Here is a 19,215-nt window from a genome sequence, read left to right on the forward strand (position 1 = left end):
CGCGCTGGCCTACCTGTCCCATGAGTACCTCGGCAACGCCTTCGGCACCGTCTACGACATCTCCACCATCGCCATCCTCTGGTTCGCCGGCGCCTCCGCCATGGCCGGCCTGCTGAACCTGATGCCGCAGTACCTGCCGCGCTACGGCATGGCCCCCCACTGGGCACGCGCGGTCCGCCCCATGGTGCTGGTCTTCACCCTCGTCGCCTTCCTCGTCACCTGGATCTTCGACGCCGATGTCGACGCCCAGGGCGGTGCCTACGCCACCGGTGTGCTCGTCCTGATGAGCTCGGCCGCGATCGCCGTGACCATCGCCGCCCGCCGCGCCCGCCAGCGCGGCTGGACCCTCGGCTTCGCCATCATCTCCCTGATCTTCCTCTACGTCACCGTCGCCAACGCCATCGAACGTCCCGACGGTGTGAAGATCGGTGCCTGCTTCATCGCCGGCATCATCCTCGTCTCGTTCCTCTCCCGCCTCGCCCGCGCCTTCGAGCTGCGGGTGACCAGCGTCGTGCTCGACGACATGGCCGAGCGCTTCATCCGCGACATCTCCCACCGCAAGATCCGCTTCATCGCGAACGAGCCCGACCAGCGGGACGTGGCCGAATACCGCGACAAGATTCAGCAGATCCGTACCGACAACGACGTCCCCGCCGCCGACGACGTCATCTTCGTCGAGGTCACCGTCGGCGACCCCTCCGAGTTCGAGAGCGAGCTGCGGGTCCGCGGCGAGGTCCTGCACGGCCGCTACCGCGTCCTGTGCCTGGAGAGCTCCACCATCTCCAACGCCCTCGCCGCCTTCCTGCTGCACGTACGCGATACGACGGGACAGCGGCCGCACATCTACTTCGAATGGACCGAAGGCAACCCCTTCGCCCAGTTCCTCCGCTTCTTCCTCTTCGGCCAGGGTGAAGTCGCCCCCGTCACCCGCGAGGTCCTCCGCGAGGCCGAACCCGATCCCACCCGCCGCCCCCGCGTCCACGTCGGCTGACGGCGCACACAGCGCCGTCACGTCAAGAAAGCGTTAAAGATGGCGGGCCCTGTGTCAGGGAAATGACAGGAGAGGCGGCGCCCTCGCGCCTCCTGCCTAGTGTCGGCGGCATGGGACGGCGAACCGCTCCCGCCGCGGCATCGCACGCCGGACGGCCGGACACAGCCGTCGACCGCCACTGGCGCGCGGATGTGCGACGCGCCGTGCACTACACCCTGGCGTTCGTCGGCCTGCTCATGATGCTCGACTGGGGCGAGGGCAGCCTCACGCTGCCCCGCGCCGCGCTCTGGGCCGTTCTCGGCGTCGGCGTCCTCGCTGTCTTCCTGCCGTCACGCGTGACCGCGGGCGACGGGTGGCTGGCGGTACGCGGCCTCGTGCGCGAACGCCGGGTGCGTATCGACGCGCTGGTCTCCGTGCGGCGGTCCGGCGGAATCGCCGCGCACCTCGTGCTGCGGGATACGCACGGGCGCTGGCTGGAACTGGATCCTCGTGTCCTGGAAGCCAATCCGCTGATCTGGCACCTGCTCGATGCCGGCGCCCGTCGCTCGCTGGCGAGCGGAACGTTGCGCCACGGCACGCAGGTGCTACAGGAGTTGACGGACCGGATCGACGGGCAGGAAGCGCGGGCGGTGCTCACAGCTTCCGGTCTGTTGTGAGCGCTAGGGTGCGCGCACGAGGCGGGCAGGCAGGTGCGGCACACGGGGGACAGGGACATGTGGCGGCACACCAGAACCACGGCTGCCGGGGAAGTGTCGCCGAGCTGCATGCGCTCTGCGATCGGCGCACTCCTCGCACTCGGCGTCACCGCCCTGGCGGGCCTGCCGCTGCGCATGCCGCTGAACGACTTGAGCTACACGACCACAGATCCCTCGCCTTCCCCACACAGGCACTCATCCTCGAAAACCTGCAGCAGATCGACGGTAGCCGTGCCTGGCCCGCATGCCGCGGCACGCACCAGCATCCGATGAGCCTTGCATCGGATGGCGAAGGGGGCTGGCCGTACTGGCGCTGCCCCCCGACCCGTCCTGCCGACGGCCGGTCGGGCAGCATCCCGGGCCGGGGTGACAGACACGTGCGGGGAGCCGGCGCCCAGGTCGGAGTCCGTCACAAGGCGTTAAGACTGTGGCAGTAACCCGACAACACCCCGTAGATTTCCTTGCGGAGTGCCGGGAAGTCTGGTCGGCGGCGGTTCAGGTATAGCCGAAGCCATCGAGAGACGAGTACGTGACCGACCTTACTGCCCTCCTTCTTCTCGTCGTGTTCGCCACTTTGGTGGCCACGGGCGCCCGTCACTGGCGCATTCCCGCCCCCTCGCTCCTGGTCGTCGGCGGCCTGCTCATCGGGCTGCTGCCGTGGGCTCCGGATGTCCAGGTGACGCCCGAAATCATCAGCGTGGTCGTGCTGCCGCCGCTGCTGTACGCATCCGCCGAGGAGATCCCGTGGCGCGAACTGCGCGTGGTGTGGCGGCCCGTGACCGTCCTCGCCTTCGGCCTCGTACTGGCCACCGCAGCAGCCGTCGGCGCCGTGGCCTCCGCAGTCACCCCCCTCAACACCACCATGGCCTTCGTCCTGGGCGCGGTGCTGGCCAGCACCGATCCGGTGGCAGTCACCGCCTTGGGACGCAAGATCGCGCTGCCGCCACGCATCCAGGTGCTCGTGCAGTCCGAAAGCCTCTTCAACGACGCCACCAGCCTTGTACTCTTCAAGGTCGCGGCGGGCACCGCGGTAGCGGCGCATGCGGTGACGTTGCCCGCGGCCGGCGGTCAGTTCCTGGTGCTGGGCGGCGGCGGAGCGCTGATCGGCGGCGGCGTCGCGGGTGCGGTGGCGCTGATCCGGCGGCGGACCGAGGACCCGATACTGGAGACGGTGATCGCCCTGGTCACGCCGTACGCCGCCTACATACTGGCCGAGGACCTGCACACCTCCGGCGTCACCGCGGTCGTGGTCGCGGGCGTGGTGCTCGGCAGCACCGGCCACAAGCTCACCAACGCCACCAACCGGCTCCAGGTGCACGCCGTCTACGGCACCGTGGTCTTCCTGCTGGAGAGCGTCGTCTTCGCCCTCATAGGACTCGAACTACCGGCACTTGTACGGCAGTTGGCCTCCGACGAGCACGGCTGGCCGCTCGGTGTGCTCGCGGTGGCCGCCACCGTGATCTCCGTACGGCTCCTCGGAGTCGTCCCCCTCTCCGCCGTCATGCAGCGCCGTCGCGGCAACGGCGCGGTCACCTGGCGCATCCCCGCGGTGGTCTCCTGGGCCGGCACCCGGGGCGTGATGCCACTGGCCGCCGCCCTGTCCATCCCCCTGACGGCCGACGACGGCAGCCCACTGCCGCACCGCCCGCTGATCCTGGTCCTCACCACCGGCGTCGTCGTCTTCACCCTCGTCCTGCAGGGCTTCACCCTCGCCCCGGTGGTCCGCTGGTCCAAGATCGCACTGGAACCGGAGCACACCGCCCGCGAAGAGGCCCGCGCCCGCGCCGGCCTCGCCAAGGCCGGGCTGGACCGCCTGGACGAGCTGGAGGCCGCCGAGGCCGCACCTGTCACCCTCATCGATCAGCTGCGCCGCGGGCTGCTGGCCCGCCTTGACCAGGCCGACGCCGACCAGGACGACGACACGGCGCCCTCCTCCTCGTCCTCCGCCCCCGGCTACCGGGAACTCCGCCGCACCGTGATAGCCGCCGAAACCGCCACACTCCAATGCCTGTACGCGGACAACCACATCAGCGACCTCACCCGGCGCCGACTGCAACGCAAACTGGATCTCGAAGACGCCGGACTCGGCGACGAGTGACTCAAGCGAGTACGGCACCGATCCCAGAAGACAACCTCAAAACCGGTCCGGGAACTTGACGCCGACCACCAGAAGCCCAACAAGTGACACCGCCACCAGCAGCCCCACGATCCGCTCCACGCTCACGACACCACCGCCGACATCATCGCCCCGCACATCACGGACCTCCTCAGTGCTCCGCACAGCCCGACCGACCGACTCCACCGTGTAGGCCGAGGCGATGCCACACGAACACCGACGCCGGTTCCCTGACGGAATTCGTACGGCGTCTGTGCTCGGCTGAAGGACACCTGTGGCGGCCGCGTGGCCCTGGGGCCCGGACCCGATCAGGACCCTTCTCTTCTTCCTGCTCGCACCCACGCTCCTGCTCGCCGGAGCACTCGGAGCCATGGGATGGTCCTGGTGGCAGCGGCTGCTTGCGGGAATGAGCGGACTCGCTCTGATCGCCTATGTAGTACTGGTCTTTCTCGGACTCCGGCGACTCCGCGGTAAGGGGAATGCCCGCTCGTTGTCGCCGGAGATTGACGACAAGTAAGAAGTCGCGCAGATAGGGGGGCGGGTGGGGCCAGCCGACCGTGCTCACGGATTCGCAGATCTCAGACGCACCCGGGCCCCGGATGTCACTTTGGCATCCCGGCGTTGACCTCAACCAAGGTTCAGTTCCTAGCGTTCTGATCATGACTCAGCGCCACGTACTGCTGTTCCCGGACGCCCTCGCAAGCGAGCTGGCACAGCACATCCTCAGCTCCCTTCCCTACTCCGTCGAGCCGGTCACCGGCGAGGTGACCGACCCGGACAGGCTGGCAGCCCGCCTGAACGAGCTCGGCGGCGTGCGGGCCGCATTCCTGACCTGGCCCTACGACCGTGCGGCCGGTCGCTTCACCGCTCCCCAGAACGCGCCGGCCGTCGTGGAGGCCCTGGCCGAGCACTCCGGGCGGATTGTGCTCAGCTCGTCGCACGGCCTGCGTGAGGGCGCCCCCGCCACCACCCACAACGCCTCCCACGCGGACTTCCACCGCGCACTGGAGGATCGGGTGCGCGGCTCGGGGGTGCCCTGGACAATCCTGCGCCCGTGCATGCCAGCTCATATGACGTTGCGCTGGGCCGAGGCGATTCGCTCCGAAGGCGTCGTACGCGGCCCATATGCCAAGGCTGCCCGGCCACTGATCGACGACCGCGACGTCGCCGAGGCCGTCGTCCATACACTCCTGGACGACGGCCATGACGGGGCCTCGTACTTCCTGACGGGCTCCGAGCCTCTGACGCACGAGCAGCGAGCGGAGACGATCGGCGCGGTGATCGGCCGCCCGGTGCGCTACGAGGAGACCCCGCTGGAGGAGGCCCGGCGGATGATGCTCCGCACATGGCCGCACGAGCTGGCTGACGCTGTGCTCGCCACCATGGCCTTGCAGGTCACCGAGCCCGAGCTTCCCTCGCCGGACCTCGAACACATCACGGGATACCCACCCCGTCCGTTCCGCGCCTGGGTGGCGGACCACGCCGACGCGTTCCGCTAAGAAGTCGCTCAGCTAGGTGTCGGTCATGGCCGACGGCAGGGGCGTGTGTCCCAGCGGTGGGTGGTCCAGGCTCGGCGGATGAGATTGCGGACGGTGATGATCGTGTCGGTGAGGTCGAAGTAGGCTTCGATGACGTTGATCCGGCGTTCGTAGCAGCGTACGAGTCGGTGAAAGGCGTTCTGCCAGGCGTGGGTGCGCTCGATGTGCCACCGCTGGGTGGCCTGGACTGGCGCCTTGGTCCCCTTGCGGGCGATCCGACCATCTGGTCGAGGACGAGACCGACGATGCGGTCGTAGGCGTCGAGCGCGATCTGCTTCAGCCCGGCGAACAGCCCCAGCAGTATCCACTCGTCGCGGCGGTTGCGGATGGTGGTGGCCGAGCAAGCGGAGTCCGCGATCGCCTCGTAGGAGCAGCCGAAGCGAAGGACTTGCAGCAGCTTGTCGAAGACGGTCCGGTCGCTGATCCGGCGTCGGTGACAACCCAACGGATGGGCCGGATCGAACTCGGATCGCTGCGGCAGCGGGGCGGCGAATTGCTCCCATAGGGGTTCGGTCAGCCATGACGGCAGCGCAGGCACAGGTCTACCCGATGATCACAGAGCGTGGCAACTCCATGATCACAGAATCCGTACCTGTCCCATCTGCTGGCTGGCCCCACCCGCCCCCCTGTCTGCTCGACCTCTAAGTTCCCTTGCGGATGACCAGGAGGTGCTGACCAGTGGCCCGCTACGGAATTCGACTCGGTTTTACGCACCCCAGGGAGACCTACGGAAGCTCACCGGAGAGTGCGACCTTCCCGCCGCGGTCACCTCATAACGGTGGCCCGGCTCCCGAGACGGTCGGGCAGGCGACCAAGAAGCCGACGCCGCTCACGTACGCGGGTCTGCCGGATGCGGCTGCACCCCCGTCATCAGGAAGTCCAGACCCCGCCGGGTCGATGCCACCACGACCCGGTCACCGGCGCGCAGGGTCCGGCCGTGCGACGGGCGCCAGTCGAACCCCGGCCGGTCGAGGCGGAGCCCGCCGCCGAGCGTGTCGGACGGGCCCGATGATTGCGGTGTGGTCGCCGGGCCGACGGCCAGGACGCGCCATTCGTTCTCGCGGAAGGCCTGGTGGATGGACCGTCCCTCCAGCTCCGGGTGTCCGGCGACATCGACGGTGGTGAAGAGGAGCGAGCCGCGCTCGACCGGCATGATGCCCAGCACATGACGGCCCATCATGGCGGCGGCGAAGGCGGGTGCGGCCATCGCGGAGACGCTGCGGCTGCGGGTGGTGGCGTCGGGGTAGGAGGCGCGCATCGTGCGGGAGACGGTGGCGGCGAAGTCGTCGTCGTAGAGCCGCATCACCACCCGCACCCGGGGGTTGCTCTCGCGTGCCGCCATCACGATGTCGAGGTTCTCGCCGTCGTCGCGGGTGAGCACCAGCAACGACTTGCTCTGCCGGATGCGCGCCCGGTCGAGGACACCGGGGGCGCCGGCGTCCTCGAGAAGCAGGGGGACGTCGAGTTCCCGGGCGAGGGCGACGCCGCGGGCCTGCGGATCGCGTTCTATGACCACCACGCGGTGCTCGGTGGTGCGCAGTTGGGCGAGCACTCGGGTGCCGATCTTGCCGAGCCCGACGAGCACGATGTGGTCGGCCAGGTCCTCGGCGGGCGGATGCCCTACGGAGGCTTTCCGGAAGGCCTCGGTGGCGTTCATGGTGGCGGCCACGACGAGCGGCAGTACGGCCAGGCCGACGAATCCGGCGATGAGCTGGAGCACCCGGCGGGCCGGGGACTCGTCCGTCGCCGGGTCACCCATGGTGAAGATGTCCAGCAGCGGCAGATACACCGACTTCCACAGCGGCCCGGGCTCGGCCAGCACGGTGGCCACGGCCAGAATCGCCACGATCGCGGCCAGCGCACCGAAGACGGCGATGATCTCGCGGGACAGGAACACCGTCCACGGCAGATGCGCCAGCCGATCGCGCAGCCAGGCACCATAACTGCGCCGGTCGCGCTGCGGCGCCTCGGGAGGATGATGGTGGGTCACCTCCTCCAGCATCAGCCGGCCGTGGGTGAACTGCCGGTGGTAGGCGGTGAACGTGTCGGGCAGCAGCTGAGTGCCCTCCTCCCCCGGCGTCTCAGGACTGTCCTCACTGGCCGGGTCGTCCTGATGAGCGCCGGACAGTACGGCAAGCGTGGCCAGGTCGGCGGAGCGGAGCGGGGTGCGGGCGGGGCGGACCACGCCGCGGAAGACCTGGCCCTCCACCTGGAGCGTGTGCCCCTGACCCACCGCGGCGGCCGAAACCAGCTCGGGCACCGCGGTATCGGTGTCGGACAGCACGGTGGTGGACATGTCCAGCACCGTGTCTTCGGTCCGCCCCAGCGCCAACACCGCACGGTCCAGAAGCCGTTCGAGATGCTTACCGCGCTCCCGGTTGTACATCCGGATGACCAGGCGGATCGTCGGGTTGAGGGTACGGGCCAGCAGCGCGGCGGTGACATTGACCTGGTCGTCGCGGTAGGTGAGCGCGAGTGCGGCCGCCTGCTCCACGCCCGCGGCGCGCAGCGTCTGCTCGTCCGGACGGGCGGCCACGAGCAGCTCCACCGGCGACTGCGGATCGCGGTGCAGCGCGGCGATCTCCGGCGCATGTCCCTCGCGCCGCGAGGGCAGCACGACGGTGACCGCCTCACCGCACACCGCGTCCAGCGTCACCGCGAGCCGGTGCGCGAGCCCGTCGTCACCGCAGATCACCATGTGCTGGGAGCGCTGCCCAAACGGCATATGCAGGTGGAGAGTTGACGTCACGTCGTCAAGATTGCCGGGGCGGGGCGCGCGGTTCCGGTGCGCACAACAGTTCGGCGTCAAAGTTGCGTAAGGAGGGGCCCGCGGGTCTCTCAAACGGTCAGCGGCCGGCATCCGACGGACCATGGGGCGGAGCGACGCCCTCACCGGGGCCCTGACTTCGTGCGTCTCGGCAAGCCAACTGCCTCTTCGACCCGGCCGCTGGAACACGACACCCTTCGGCTGGAGACCAGCGTGCCAGGGGTGTTCGCGGCCGGCGACGTACGGGCCCGGCCGATCAAGCGGGTGGCTCGGGGCCTGGGCGAGCGCAATGACGGTGGCGCTCGTCCACCGCTGCCGGGCGGCAGGCCGAGGCGGCCGGCCGGAGCGGGACCGGTGAACAACGAGCAGGCCGCCACCACGCGATCTCGTTCCCTCACCCGAATATGTCCTTCACTCGAATACGTCCTTCCCCTTTGTCACCATGGTTGCCGCGGGCCGGGGGCTCTTTACGCCGTCTCAGCCGGCCTCGTCTGCCAACCGCCGCAGGCAGACCGCGCGTCGGCGCTGGATCAGCAGGAGACCCGCCACCGGTCCTCCCACGGCGGCGGCACAGCACATGCCGAACAGGGGCCCGCCGTCGTAGCCGACCCCCGCGACGATCAGGCATACGGCGAGGAAGCCGAGCCCGAAGCCGTACATCCCCGGTCCGTGCACGGCCGGCTGCCACAGCGCATACGGCCCCACTGCTCGCAACGGGCGGGCATCCGGGAGTGGCAGGTCCACCGGCTCGCCCTGACGCGCGTCCGCAGCACTTCCCGGGGGAGTCACTCCGTAGACATACCGGTCGTCGTCGAGGACGAGCAGGGAATCGACGCACCAGTCCGGCGGATCCTCCGCCTTCGGTGCCCAGTAGAGCCACCCTGCCCGCCCTTCGAGGGCTGCGGCGAGGGCTTGCGGGTCGAGGCACCGGTCGATGTACAGGTCACGGCGGCCTTCGGGGGACGAGAGGCGCAGGGCGGGGGACAGCTCGGTCCGGGGGCCTTGTGAGGGCTTCTTGGGATCGGGTGCCGTGCGGCATTGTCCAGCGGTTGCACCCGCGATATGGACGCGCAGCCTGCGCCCTGGTGCGTCGCCGAGCACAGACTCGGGAGTCATCGGTTCCGACTTGCCCTTTGCGCTGATGAGGAAGACGGCGAGGGGGACGACGCTGAAAAGTGCCAGACCCCCCATCTCGCCCGGTGAAGTCGGGCCTCCCAGGAGGGAGGCGAGCTGCAGACGGTTGGTCAGGATGATTCCCAGGGACGGGGCATCCGGGGCGTAGAGTCCGCCCGTCAGCCGGTGACCGCTGGTCAGCCGGTCGGATGTGGTCACCGTCCCTTTCAGGCGCAGTGCCTTGCCGTCCTTGCCGTCTCCCGGGGCCTCGACGGTGACAAGGGATCTGTACGTCGTGCCGGTCTTGGACTGATTCCGGTACGAGTGATGGATCTTCATGATCGTGACGGGGGCGAAGCGGTAGTGGTGGCGGGTGATGGCGGCCAGTTGGGGGGTGTTGTCCGATGCCGAGAAAATCAGCAGCGCAAAAGGGATGAACAGGGTGAAGCCCGCGAGGGCCGCGTACAGGTTGCGCATCGATGGCCACCATCGTCGGCCCGCCTTCAGCCCGAGCGCCGGGGGTACGTCCCTTCCCAGCCGGGACCGCCACCGCCCGGTCGCCCGCAGCCACCACGCCAGGAACGCCACTGCGGAGAACCCCAGACAGGCCAGCAGATCCCAGCGCGGATACGGCGCGACTTTCCGTACCAGCAAACAGATCAGGAACGCCGCGGCACCGGCCCATGCCAGGACCGGCGCCACAGCTGTTCCAAGGTCCCGCTCTCTCACCCGAAAACGTCCTTTACTGACCCCTTCTTCGGGCCCTGTGGCGCGTCGGCAGCCTTGCTCTCCGTCTCGTCCTCCCCAGGGGGAAACATGGCCTGGTGCAGTTCGTAGCCGACAGCTCCGGCGCCGCCATAGGCGCCTCCCTGGGCAATACCCTCAATCGCGAAGTGCGGGCCCTCCCGGCCGGGTGGCAGCTGTGTGTTCGCACCGTGTACGGCGGCACCTCCCGCGGCGCCGCCGGCCCCGTTGACCATTCCGTCCCAGACCATGTCGCCCGGTGAGACGTCGTTCAACGGATCGTTGTCGTAGTTCTTCGCCACGTCGACGGCGAACCCGCCGGTCACGCTTCCCACGGCGCCGCCCACGACATCACCGCCCAGTGTGCCCGCTGTGCCGCCTATTTTGCGGGCGGCGGCGAGCCCAGGGCCGGTACCGGCCAGGGCCGAGAGCCCGCCTTGCCACGTCGCGTCCCACAGGTTGGTTTCCTGTCCGGTGGCGACGTTGGTGATGACGGTACCGCCGGTATTGCTGGCCCAGTTCACCAGGACGTTCTTCAAAAAGCGGTGCTTCGCCAGCTGCTGGATCCCCTTGAAAAGTCTGCCGGCCTTCGCCAGAAGAGTGCCCAGAGTTTTCGCGAGCTTGGCGGCCTTCGTGGCGAGCTGGGCGGCTCGGGCGGCCCCCGCGGCCGCCGAGAATCCCATAGTCAGAAATGACATGCCGACCGAGACGCCGATGGAGATACCGATCTCCAGGTAGATCTTGTGGATCTCGTCGTTGATCTCCTCGATGGCGTCCGCCGCGTCGTCGAGACCCTTTGCCGCCTGCGGCAATTGCGGCAGGGTTTTCTCCATCCCCGCGTTGAGGTTTTTCCAGTGTTCCGCGAAGGAGTCGGCCGCCGGGCCCCGCCAGCCGGAATCCAGGGTCCGCTGTACATCGCGGTCCAGCGCCTGGAACATGGACTGGAGGTTGTCGTGGAGGTCCCGCCAGCCCTTGGCGGCCGAGCGGAGGGTGTCCGGATCGCCGCCGGGATTGATGATCTCCAGGCCGGCCTCGAAGACCTGCTCCGCTACGGACTCGTCACCGCTCATGCGTGACGCCCCTGGTCAAAACCGGTCGACAGGGACTCGTCCGTCACCGTGGCGTTCTGCTGGACCTGGCGCAGTCCCTGGCTGAGCTGATCGAGGTGCTTCCGCAGTTCGTTCAGCGTGTCCACCATGTCGGTGGACATCTCGATGTATGCGGAGGTGACCTCCTCGGATTCGGTGAGGACGCCGAATCCGTCATGAATGACCTCGGCATCGGTCTTCCCCTGGAATTCCTTGATATAGCTCTCCAGGTCCGACCCATGGCTCTCGAAACTCTTCGACAGCCTGGAGAGAGCCGCCGCATCCACTAACGACTCGTTTTTTGACATGAGTCACCCCTTATCACTCCCGAAATGACCGACGGCATGGCGCGGGCGTGGCGCCGACATGGTGGTGAGGAACCGTCGTGCTGATCGAGCTTAAGGAGTGATGATCACCGCAAGTCTGGCCGGAAGTTTTCTTGTCGCGTTCTTGTTGGGCTCTTTATGCAGGGGGTTGAGGGGCGCGGCAGGGCTGGTGGCTTCGCCGTCCCGCTTGTCGCGTACTTGCGCGCTCGGGCATCCATCGGCCGGACTCCCCTGCATTTACGGGCGGCCGCGTGGCAGGAATCTGATGGCTCAACCCGGCGGATCCCTGAGCGACGACGCCGCCATGGTCGCCCTTGAGCGCCTTCCGGCCGCGGGGACATGAGGAGATGCGGAATGTCCGCTCCCGAAGCGGAATGCCCCGGACAGGTTCCGGTGGCGTCGCAGGCAGGTCACCGGCTGAGATCCACTGTTCGGGGGGCCGGGGCACATGTCACCGAGGAGAGCCTGATGTCCCGCACCCGCTTCGCCGTGCCGGCCGGCGCCGGGTGTGTGGGGCGACGCTGAAAATGCCGACGGGACCGGCCCTGAAGGTGCCGATCACCGAGAACAAGATCGCCCCACGGGGGTGGTCCCAGCGGGGCGTTTGTCGGCGAGGTGTCGCGGTCGTCGGCAAGGTGCCGAGGTGCAATCAGCCGAACTTCATGCCGAAGTACGGGTCGGGTTCGCCTGTGTAGGGGTCGACGCCGGACTCCCATCGTCGTCGTTCCTCGCGCCAGTGGACAAAGTGCGGAGAGGGCTCTCCCCAGAGGGAGGCGTCGCTGAGCGGGCACTCGTCGAAGCCCTTGGTGAACAGGCGTCGAAGGAACTCCGTCATTCCGCAGTCGTAGATTTTCCAGTGGGGCCGGCCGTGCCGTTCCCACACGACAACGGGCCACTTGTTGGGGTCGTGGTCAACGGTCAGCCAGCCGAGGATGTCGGCTCCGCAGCTGACGCCCCAAGCGACGACGGAATCAGGTCCGGCATCGACCTCGTCCGGTCCTCCTTCGGACTCCCACATGTGCCGCATGTTGGCTGTCTCGGCCGCCATGCCCCCAAGGTCAGGACTGTCGGCCGGCTGCGTGCTCGCTTCGGGCGGCACAACGCTCAACGCGCCGTCGATGCCGCCGGCTCCGTAGGTGCTCATGAAGGCGATGTAGTCGGAGGGGAAGCCGACTCCCCAAGCCCGCTGAATCGCATCCCAGTCCACCTGCTCATCGGCCCCGTCATGGGGCGGCATCACCACCGTGAGTGCGGCGAGCATCGTTCCTTGAGACGGCATGTCCCCTCCAGTGTTGTGCATCGGCGGGTGCACGGTATCCGGCGCCACCGACATCGAGTTTCGAGGGTGTGGAATGTCAGTCGAGGACTTCGGCGACGGTGGACTGGGCGGCTTTCTCGCCGACGAGGGACTTGCCGGCAGCGAAGGTGGGCGACGAGGGGTTGCAGGCAGAGGTTGTTGACCGCGCAGGGGAAGCCGCGCGATGTGGTGTGGAGGAGGGCGACAGCGTCGTCGGTGAAGAGCTGGTTGCTGCGGCCGCCGAGGCCGAGGTGGTGCTTGATGTGGCTCGCGGTCCCGGTGAACGTCATGCCCGCCCCGCGGCCCGGCCCGCCGGGCATGGTGCGGCGCAGGGCGGTCCGCTGCGCGGCTACGTCTGCCTCGGCGCCGCTACCGCTGCGGCCCTCATCATCGGGCTCCGCTGGGGCTGAGCACGCCAGTTGGCCACTCCCGCCCAGGGTTGGCGGGTAGCGATGCAATCGCCCTGTCAGGCGTCAAACCGGTGGCGGGAGGTCTCGATGTGGCCGAGGTACCGGTGGGTCCAGTCGCACAGTCCGTCGATCGTCACCCGCAGGGCCTGGCCCGGCTCGGTGAGGGCATAGTCGACCCGTGGCGGCACGACGGGGTGCACCGTCCGCTCGACAAGACCGTTGCGCTCCAGCATGCGCAGATTCTGGGTGAGCATCTTGTGGCTGATGCCCTCGATCTCGTTCCGCAGCTCGCTGAAGCGCAAGGTGCGCTCCCCCAGGGCCTCGATGATCAGGAGCGCCCACTTGTTGGCGACGTCCGAGAAGATCTCCCGCGCCAGAGAGTCCGCACGCCTCAGGTCCGCGTCCTCGGGCGAGCCGCTGAACTGCTTGGTTCCCACCAGGTTCCCCAGTCACTGAAAAGTGCGTTCTTCCATGCCAGCGGCCACTCTCCTACGGTTTCCAAGTAACCACAAGAGACCAAGAGGCGTCTTGGTCCGGTGGCAGCGAGCCCACGGGCTCCCGACAAGGAGGCAGGCAACATGGCCATCACCCTGGTGAACCCCACAGGATTGCCCGAGATCGACGTCTACCGGCAGGTGTCGATCGCATCCGGGTCGAAACTGGTCTTCGTCGCCGGGCAGGTCGCCTGGGATGCCGGCGGGGTCACGGTCGGCGAAGGCGACCTCGCCACGCAGGTCGAGCAGTGCTACCTCAACATCGCCACCGCCCTGGCCGAGGCCGGGGGTTCCTTCGACGACGTGGCGAAGCTGACCGTCCACGTCGTCGACTGGACCCCCGACAAGATGCCTCCGCTCTTGGAGGGGATATCCCGGGCGGCCGCGAAGCTGGGGGTCACCCCGGTCCCGCCAGCCACGCTGCTGGGCGTAGCGGCACTGGACGTACCCGACCATCTGGTCGAGATCGAAGCCATCGCAGTCCTCGACTGAACAGATGCTCTTCGCCCATCGAGCACCGAAGTGGCCAGAGCGCGCCCAGTCGCATCCACACGTGATCGACCGAACAAGTCCTCACGCAGTCAGGTGGATCGGTCCTGATGGCACGGGGCGGCAGTTGAACATCCTGCGCGGCGTGGGGCATCGTCGTGCATCGTGGTGGGCGAGCCCTGGGATCGTCTGGAGCGGCTACTGAACGAGCCGTACCAACCGGTGCGGCGCTTGTCACGTCACGGCGGCTCGCTGCGTCTGCGGTGAAGCAGACAATCAGCCTTCACCCCGACGCTTGCGGTGGGGCCGGCGTGGGCGGACGAGGCTGTCGAGGCCGCCCACGGCCACACGGATGTGAGCCGGTCCCTGCCGGTTCCCACCCGCGCACCACCAGGAGGGCTGCCCGTCCGCCTCACGCGGATGCATGCCGAGGCCGTGCTCGCCACACAGAGGCCACGCCTGCCAGACACACTCGGTGACAGTCTCCTGCGCGGCGTCGGCGACGGCCATCAGGGCGAGGACAGGGTCGTCCGCCGAATCCGGCTCCAAGACATTGCCGTGCCACTCACCGTTGGCCAGGGCCATGTAGACGTTCTCGGGCTCGCCCTCGTTGCACGGGGGAAGTCCCATCAGTTGCAGAAGCCCCTGATCCGGCAAGGTCACCGCAAGATCCCGGTTGACAAGGGCGAGAGCCTCGTCCCACAGCGGATACTCGCCCAGCAGAACCCGACGGGGCTCGGGGAGATCGAAGAAAGCGCTCTTGGGGCCCTCCTGCACGGCGGGCGAACGGAACAGCCGTGCGCCTCGTCGTTGGACGTCATCTCAATGGGCGAGGTGTTTGGGGAGAAGCGGTGCTGCGCCGACGGCGAAGAGCGCGAATGCCGTCAGTCGTTTGCAGGCCGGTCCGAGCAAGGGAGTTGGTGTGCTGGAGGCCCGTGGGCCGCGTAGCAACCGGCGGCGGTGTCGGCCGGAGAACGCCAGCCACCACGAACGCCGAATGCACCTCCTGGCGTCAGTGGGCTCCGTAGGCTCGGGCAAGTCCGCCCACAGCGGCGGCCATGACCTGGTCGAGACGACGGCCTCGAGGCCGTCCGTCGTCCCCGACGGTGGTCGCGGTGGACTCGACTGCCCGCACCGCCTCCGGAGGGACGTTCTCGGGCGGGCCCGCCTAGTTGGTGTACAGCCGGTCATGGAAGGGGGCGCAGCAACCACCAGCGTTCCCAGGGATGACCCTTGCGTCGATTGCCATCAGCGATGCCGTAAGCACGCAGCGCCACCGGCAATACCCGTGAGCGCACGGGCCGGCGTGCGCCGTGCACTGTATCGCCGCAATCTGGACGCATGACCTATCGATGCGCGACGAAGGGTGACCCATGAAGTTCGCAGTCATCGGCGGTACCGGTCGGATCGGGTCGCAGGTCGTGAAAAAGCTGAACGCCGCCGGGCACGAGGCCGTGCCGCACTCGCCGTCCACGGGTGTCGACGTGATCACCGGCCAGGGCCTGGAGGAGGCGGTGGCCGGAGCCGACACTGTCGTCAATCTGACGAATTCCCCGACCTTCGACGATGCCTCTCCCGCCTTCTTCCAGACCTCGATGGACAACCTCCTGGCCGCCGGCCACAAGGCCGGGGTGGGGCACTTCGTCATCCTCTCGATCGTCGGCACTGACCAGGTGCCCGACCTCGCCTACTACCGCGCCAAAGCCTTGCAGGAAGACATCCTCAAGGCCGGACCGATCCCCTATTCGATCGTCCGCGCCACCCAGTTCATGGAGTTCATCGACGCCATCATGTCCATGTCCACCGAGGGCGACACCGTCCGCCTGCCCACCACCCCAATCCAGCCGATCGCCGCCCAGGACGTCTCCGACACCGTCGCCGAAGTCGCCGCCGGTACGCCTCTGGACGGAACCCTCAACGTCGGCGGGCCCGACGTCCATCCCCTCGACGAACTCGGCCGGATCACCCTGAACGCCCGACCCGACGGCCGCACGGTCGTGACCGATGACACCGCCGGCATGTTCGCCGCCGTCGACGGCGATGTGCTCACCACCAAGGGCGACGCACGCATCGCCCCCACCCACTACACCGACTGGCTCACCTGACCCGGCCGGCCCACGCCGGCCCGGGGATTCACGGAACTGCGGACAGAGCCGTTCCGAGGTGGCGGGCCGCGGGGGCGCGGGGGTCTCCTTCACCCCCTGTCCGGTGTGGGGGGGCGGTGTGAAGAGCGCGGCACAAGGAGCACGAGACGGCCGTTGGTGGCTCAGCTGTAGACCTTCACACAAGACATGCATTTCTCACGATCTCTTCGTGACACTCATGACTGGTTCACGCTTCCGCGACGTGACAACGTCGTGACGTCACCGGCCGAGGGAGTGGGATGAACAAGGGATACGCGGTCTTCTGTGACGCTGACCGGCAGTTCTACGACGCTCCGCACCGGTTGCCCACGGACACCCAAGGCCGCGGCGCCCAGTATCGGGTACTGAGCCGGGAGTTGCCGGCCGGGTGGCAGCGTCACCGCTCGGGTGACTGGCTGGCGTTCCGGCCGCTCGACCGTGAACTGCCCCGTCAGGGCTGGAAGATCCACGTGTCGGCCGGTCTCGACAACGCCGAGCGGGTGCTCACGACGGTCTGGGAGTACTGCGTACCGCGCTCGGTGGCCTTCAAGTGCATGCCGAGCCGGTACCTGCTGCACATGCGCAACGCCAAGTACACCGACCGGGGCGCGAGCGGAAAGTTCATCACGGTCTATCCGGCCGATGAGGAGCAGTGCCGCGTCATCGCCGAGGAGTTGGATGTTCTGTTGGCCGGTGAGCCCGGTCCGTACATCCTCAGTGATCTGCGGTGGGGCGCCGGGCCGGTGTATGTGCGCTACGGCAGTTTCACCGAGCGGCACTGCTACGACGAGAAGGGCGAGCTGTGCCCCGCTGTCGAGGACGACCGGAACCAGCTGGTTCCCGATCGCCGGGATCCCGCGTTCCGGGTTCCGGAGTGGGTCTCGCTCCCGGAGTTCCTCAAGCCGCATCTGGAGGCGCGCTCCGCCACCACGGTCGCCGACCTCCCGTACGCCATCGAGCGGGCGTTGCACTTCTCCAACGGCGGCGGCGTCTACGTCGGTCGGGACCTGCGGACGCAGCGGCAGGTGGTGCTGAAGGAGGCACGTCCCTACGCGGGCCTGTCCGCGGACGAGGCGGACGCGGTGACCCGACTGGCGCGCGAACGGGACGCCCTGCGGCGGTTGTCCGGGCTGGGGTGTGCTCCCGAGGTGGTGGACTGGTTCACGCTCGGCGAGCACACCTTCCTGGTGCTGGAGTACGTCGAGGGGCGTCCGCTCAACAGCTTCTTCGCCCATCGGCATCCCCTGATCGAGTCCGATCCGAGTCCCCAGCGGCTGGCCGAATACACCCAGTGGGCATTACGCGTCCACCGACTGGTGGAGGAGGCCGTCGAGGCGATCCACGCCCGGGGCGTGGTCTTCAACGACCTCCATCTGTTCAACATCATGCTCTCCGAGGACGAATCCTCGGTGGTGCTGCTGGACTTCGAGGCCGCCTCTGTCGATGATCCGGGCAGCCGGCAGGTGATCGCCAACCCAGGATTCGTGGCGCCCGCCGACCGCCGTGGCCCCGACGTCGACCGCTATGCGTTGGCCTGTCTGCGGCTGGCCCTGTTCCTTCCGCTGACCAGCTTGTTCGCTGTGGACCGGGCCAAGGCCCGGCATCTCGCACAGATCGCCGCCGAGCAGTTTCCGGTTCCCGTCGAGTTCCTCGATGCGGCGGTCGACGAGATTCTGCGGGGGTATCGCAGCCCCGGCGGCGCGGCCGGGCCGGAGGCCCCTGCCCGATCCGTGACGCCATCCGTGACGCCATCCGTGACGCGATCCGCAGTGCGGCCCCTGGCGGGATCCGTAGGGGGATCCGTGCCGGAGGCGCTGCAACGGTCCTCCGCCGACGAGCACGGGGGCGGGGACGGGCACGGGGGCGCATACCTGCCGGTTTCGCTTGCCGACTGGCCGCGTAGCCGGGACTCCGCGGTCCGCGCCGTGCTTGCCTCCGCAACCCCGGAGCGTGAGGACCGCTACTTTCCCGGCGATATCAGCCAGTTCGCCATCACGGGCGGCGGCAGCTGTTTCGCGTACGGTGCGGCCGGCGTGCTGTACGCCCTCGACGCGACCGGCGCCGAGCGATGTCCGCAGGCGGAGGAGTGGTTGCTGCAGCGGACGAAGGCCCCCGCGTCGGGCAGTCCCGTGGGCTTCTATGACGGCCTCTCCGGCGTCGCGTGGGTCCTCGACCGGCTCGGGCACCGCGCACGGGCCCTGGACCTGGTCGACCTGGTGACGGCGCAGAGCTGGCAGGACATCGGACCCGATCTGCACGGCGGACTGGCGGGTGTGGGACTGGCGCTGGACGAGCTGGCCGAATCCACCGGTGCCTCCGGATTACGGGAACAGGCGCTGCGCTGCGCCGAGTTGGTCGCCCATCGGCTGGGTCGGGCGGTGGCCGGGGAGGGGTCTGCCGGGTCGCCGGCCCGTCGGGCCGGGCTGCTGCACGGCGACAGCGGGGCCGCACTGCTCTTCCTCCGGTTGTACGAACGCACCCTGGACGACGCGCTGTTGGACCTGGCCGGCGAGGCCCTGCGCCATGACCTGGCGCGCTGCGTACGGAGCGCGGGCGGAACCCTCCAGGTCGACGAAGGCTGGCGGACCATGCCCTACCTCGGCGCCGGCAGCGTGGGCATCGGGATGGTGCTGGACGACTACCTCGCCCATCGGCACGATGACGGGTTCGCGGCGGCACGGGGCGAGATCGTGCAGGCGGCGCAGGCCAAGTTCTATGCCCAGCCGGGCCTGTTCCGCGGTGCCGCCGGCATGGTGCTGTATCTGAGCCGGACCACCGCCCCGGGACCGGGTACCTGCGCCGCGGACCTGCGCCGCCAGATCGACTCCCTCTCCTGGGGCGCCGTCCCCTACCAAGGGCATCTGGCCTTCGCCGGGGAGCAGATGATGCGCCTCTCGATGGACCTGAGCACCGGCACGGCCGGATGCCTGCTCGCCCTGGGCAGCGCGCTGCACGAGACACCCGTGCACCTGCCCTTCCTCCCGCCGCTCCGGCGGCCCTGAAGCCGGCCCCAGCAGGGGCCGA

Annotated in this window: 16 protein-coding genes and 1 pseudogene; 8 read left to right on the top strand and 9 right to left on the bottom strand. The window is 68.6% G+C overall.

What is annotated here, in order from left to right; genetic code table 11:
- The 3 genes from ADL29_RS22095 to ADL29_RS22105 form a co-directional block, all read left to right on the top strand.
- Window positions 1–991 (top strand): APC family permease (locus ADL29_RS22095; protein ID WP_483855166.1); only part of this gene is annotated, 991 nt, incomplete at its 5' end.
- A 203-nt stretch (window positions 992–1,194) separates the two neighbouring features.
- Window positions 1,195–1,647 carry a hypothetical protein gene (locus tag ADL29_RS22100; RefSeq protein ID WP_342671175.1) on the top strand — a complete coding sequence of 151 codons (453 nt, stop codon included), beginning with the start codon at window positions 1,195–1,197 and terminating at the stop codon, window positions 1,645–1,647.
- 568 nt (window positions 1,648–2,215) lie between these two features.
- Window positions 2,216–3,784, top strand: coding sequence for a Na+/H+ antiporter (locus ADL29_RS22105; RefSeq protein WP_053925349.1), 1,569 nt, complete (start codon window positions 2,216–2,218; stop codon window positions 3,782–3,784).
- 36 nt (window positions 3,785–3,820) lie between these two features.
- Here ADL29_RS22105 and ADL29_RS42790 read toward each other — a convergent pair whose 3' ends face one another.
- Window positions 3,821–3,940 carry a K(+)-transporting ATPase subunit F gene (locus ADL29_RS42790; protein ID WP_211274365.1) on the bottom strand — a complete coding sequence of 40 codons (120 nt, stop codon included), beginning with the start codon at window positions 3,938–3,940 and terminating at the stop codon, window positions 3,821–3,823.
- A gap of 521 nt (window positions 3,941–4,461) precedes the next feature.
- Between ADL29_RS42790 and ADL29_RS22115 the strand changes: the two genes are divergently transcribed.
- Window positions 4,462–5,301, top strand: coding sequence for an NAD(P)H-binding protein (locus tag ADL29_RS22115; RefSeq protein ID WP_053925351.1), 840 nt, complete (start codon window positions 4,462–4,464; stop codon window positions 5,299–5,301).
- A gap of 23 nt (window positions 5,302–5,324) precedes the next feature.
- On the opposite strand, the pseudogene ADL29_RS41330 reads toward ADL29_RS22115, so the two are convergent.
- From ADL29_RS41330 to ADL29_RS22140, 6 genes and pseudogenes are all read right to left on the bottom strand, one after another.
- Window positions 5,325–5,878 (bottom strand): annotated as a pseudogene (locus tag ADL29_RS41330) (transposase).
- A 291-nt stretch (window positions 5,879–6,169) separates the two neighbouring features.
- Window positions 6,170–8,089, bottom strand: a complete 1,920-nt coding sequence (locus ADL29_RS22120) for an NAD-binding protein (protein WP_245689578.1) — start codon at window positions 8,087–8,089, stop codon at window positions 6,170–6,172.
- Between the two features lie 495 nt (window positions 8,090–8,584).
- Window positions 8,585–9,949, bottom strand: a complete 1,365-nt coding sequence (locus ADL29_RS22125) for a hypothetical protein (protein ID WP_157878545.1) — start codon at window positions 9,947–9,949, stop codon at window positions 8,585–8,587.
- Window positions 9,946–11,034, bottom strand: coding sequence for a WXG100 family type VII secretion target (locus ADL29_RS22130; RefSeq protein ID WP_053925353.1), 1,089 nt, complete (start codon window positions 11,032–11,034; stop codon window positions 9,946–9,948). Before ADL29_RS22130 ends, ADL29_RS22125 begins: the two co-directional genes overlap by 4 nt.
- A complete protein-coding gene (locus tag ADL29_RS22135) occupies window positions 11,031–11,360 on the bottom strand; it encodes a hypothetical protein (protein ID WP_053925354.1) in 330 nt (109 codons plus the stop codon). The genes ADL29_RS22130 and ADL29_RS22135 overlap by 4 nt, the downstream gene beginning before the upstream one ends.
- Window positions 11,361–12,027: 667 nt before the next feature.
- Entirely contained in the window at window positions 12,028–12,711 is a 684-nt protein-coding gene (locus ADL29_RS22140) for an SMI1/KNR4 family protein (protein WP_245689580.1), read from the bottom strand.
- Window positions 12,712–12,755: 44 nt separating this feature from the next.
- Here ADL29_RS22140 and ADL29_RS22145 point away from each other — a divergent pair, with 44 nt between their 5' ends.
- Window positions 12,756–13,085 carry a hypothetical protein gene (locus ADL29_RS22145; protein ID WP_053925355.1) on the top strand — a complete coding sequence of 110 codons (330 nt, stop codon included), beginning with the start codon at window positions 12,756–12,758 and terminating at the stop codon, window positions 13,083–13,085.
- A 56-nt stretch (window positions 13,086–13,141) separates the two neighbouring features.
- Here the strand turns inward: ADL29_RS22145 and ADL29_RS22150 are convergent, their stop codons facing one another.
- Window positions 13,142–13,522: a winged helix-turn-helix transcriptional regulator gene (locus tag ADL29_RS22150; RefSeq protein ID WP_053925356.1), complete on the bottom strand. Its 381-nt coding sequence runs from the start codon at window positions 13,520–13,522 to the stop codon at window positions 13,142–13,144.
- 141 nt (window positions 13,523–13,663) lie between these two features.
- On the opposite strand from ADL29_RS22150, the gene ADL29_RS22155 reads away from it, so the two are divergent.
- Complete coding sequence (locus ADL29_RS22155) at window positions 13,664–14,071, top strand: RidA family protein (RefSeq protein ID WP_053925357.1); 408 nt, start codon at window positions 13,664–13,666, stop codon at window positions 14,069–14,071.
- 273 nt (window positions 14,072–14,344) lie between these two features.
- Here the strand turns inward: ADL29_RS22155 and ADL29_RS22160 are convergent, their stop codons facing one another.
- Window positions 14,345–14,845 (bottom strand): hypothetical protein, encoded by a 501-nt coding sequence (locus ADL29_RS22160; protein ID WP_053925358.1) that lies wholly within the window; start codon window positions 14,843–14,845, stop codon window positions 14,345–14,347.
- A 596-nt stretch (window positions 14,846–15,441) separates the two neighbouring features.
- Here ADL29_RS22160 and ADL29_RS22165 point away from each other — a divergent pair.
- Together ADL29_RS22165 and lanKC are read left to right on the top strand one after the other, a co-directional pair.
- Entirely contained in the window at window positions 15,442–16,173 is a 732-nt protein-coding gene (locus ADL29_RS22165; RefSeq protein ID WP_053925359.1) for an SDR family oxidoreductase, read from the top strand.
- Between the two features lie 278 nt (window positions 16,174–16,451).
- Entirely contained in the window at window positions 16,452–19,193 is a 2,742-nt protein-coding gene (gene lanKC, locus ADL29_RS22170) for a class III lanthionine synthetase LanKC (RefSeq protein ID WP_053925360.1), read from the top strand.
- The last annotated feature ends 22 nt before the right edge of the window (window positions 19,194–19,215 follow it).

The sequence above is a fragment of the Streptomyces chattanoogensis genome, from assembly GCF_001294335.1.
Classification (GTDB): Bacteria; Actinomycetota; Actinomycetes; order Streptomycetales; family Streptomycetaceae; genus Streptomyces; species Streptomyces chattanoogensis.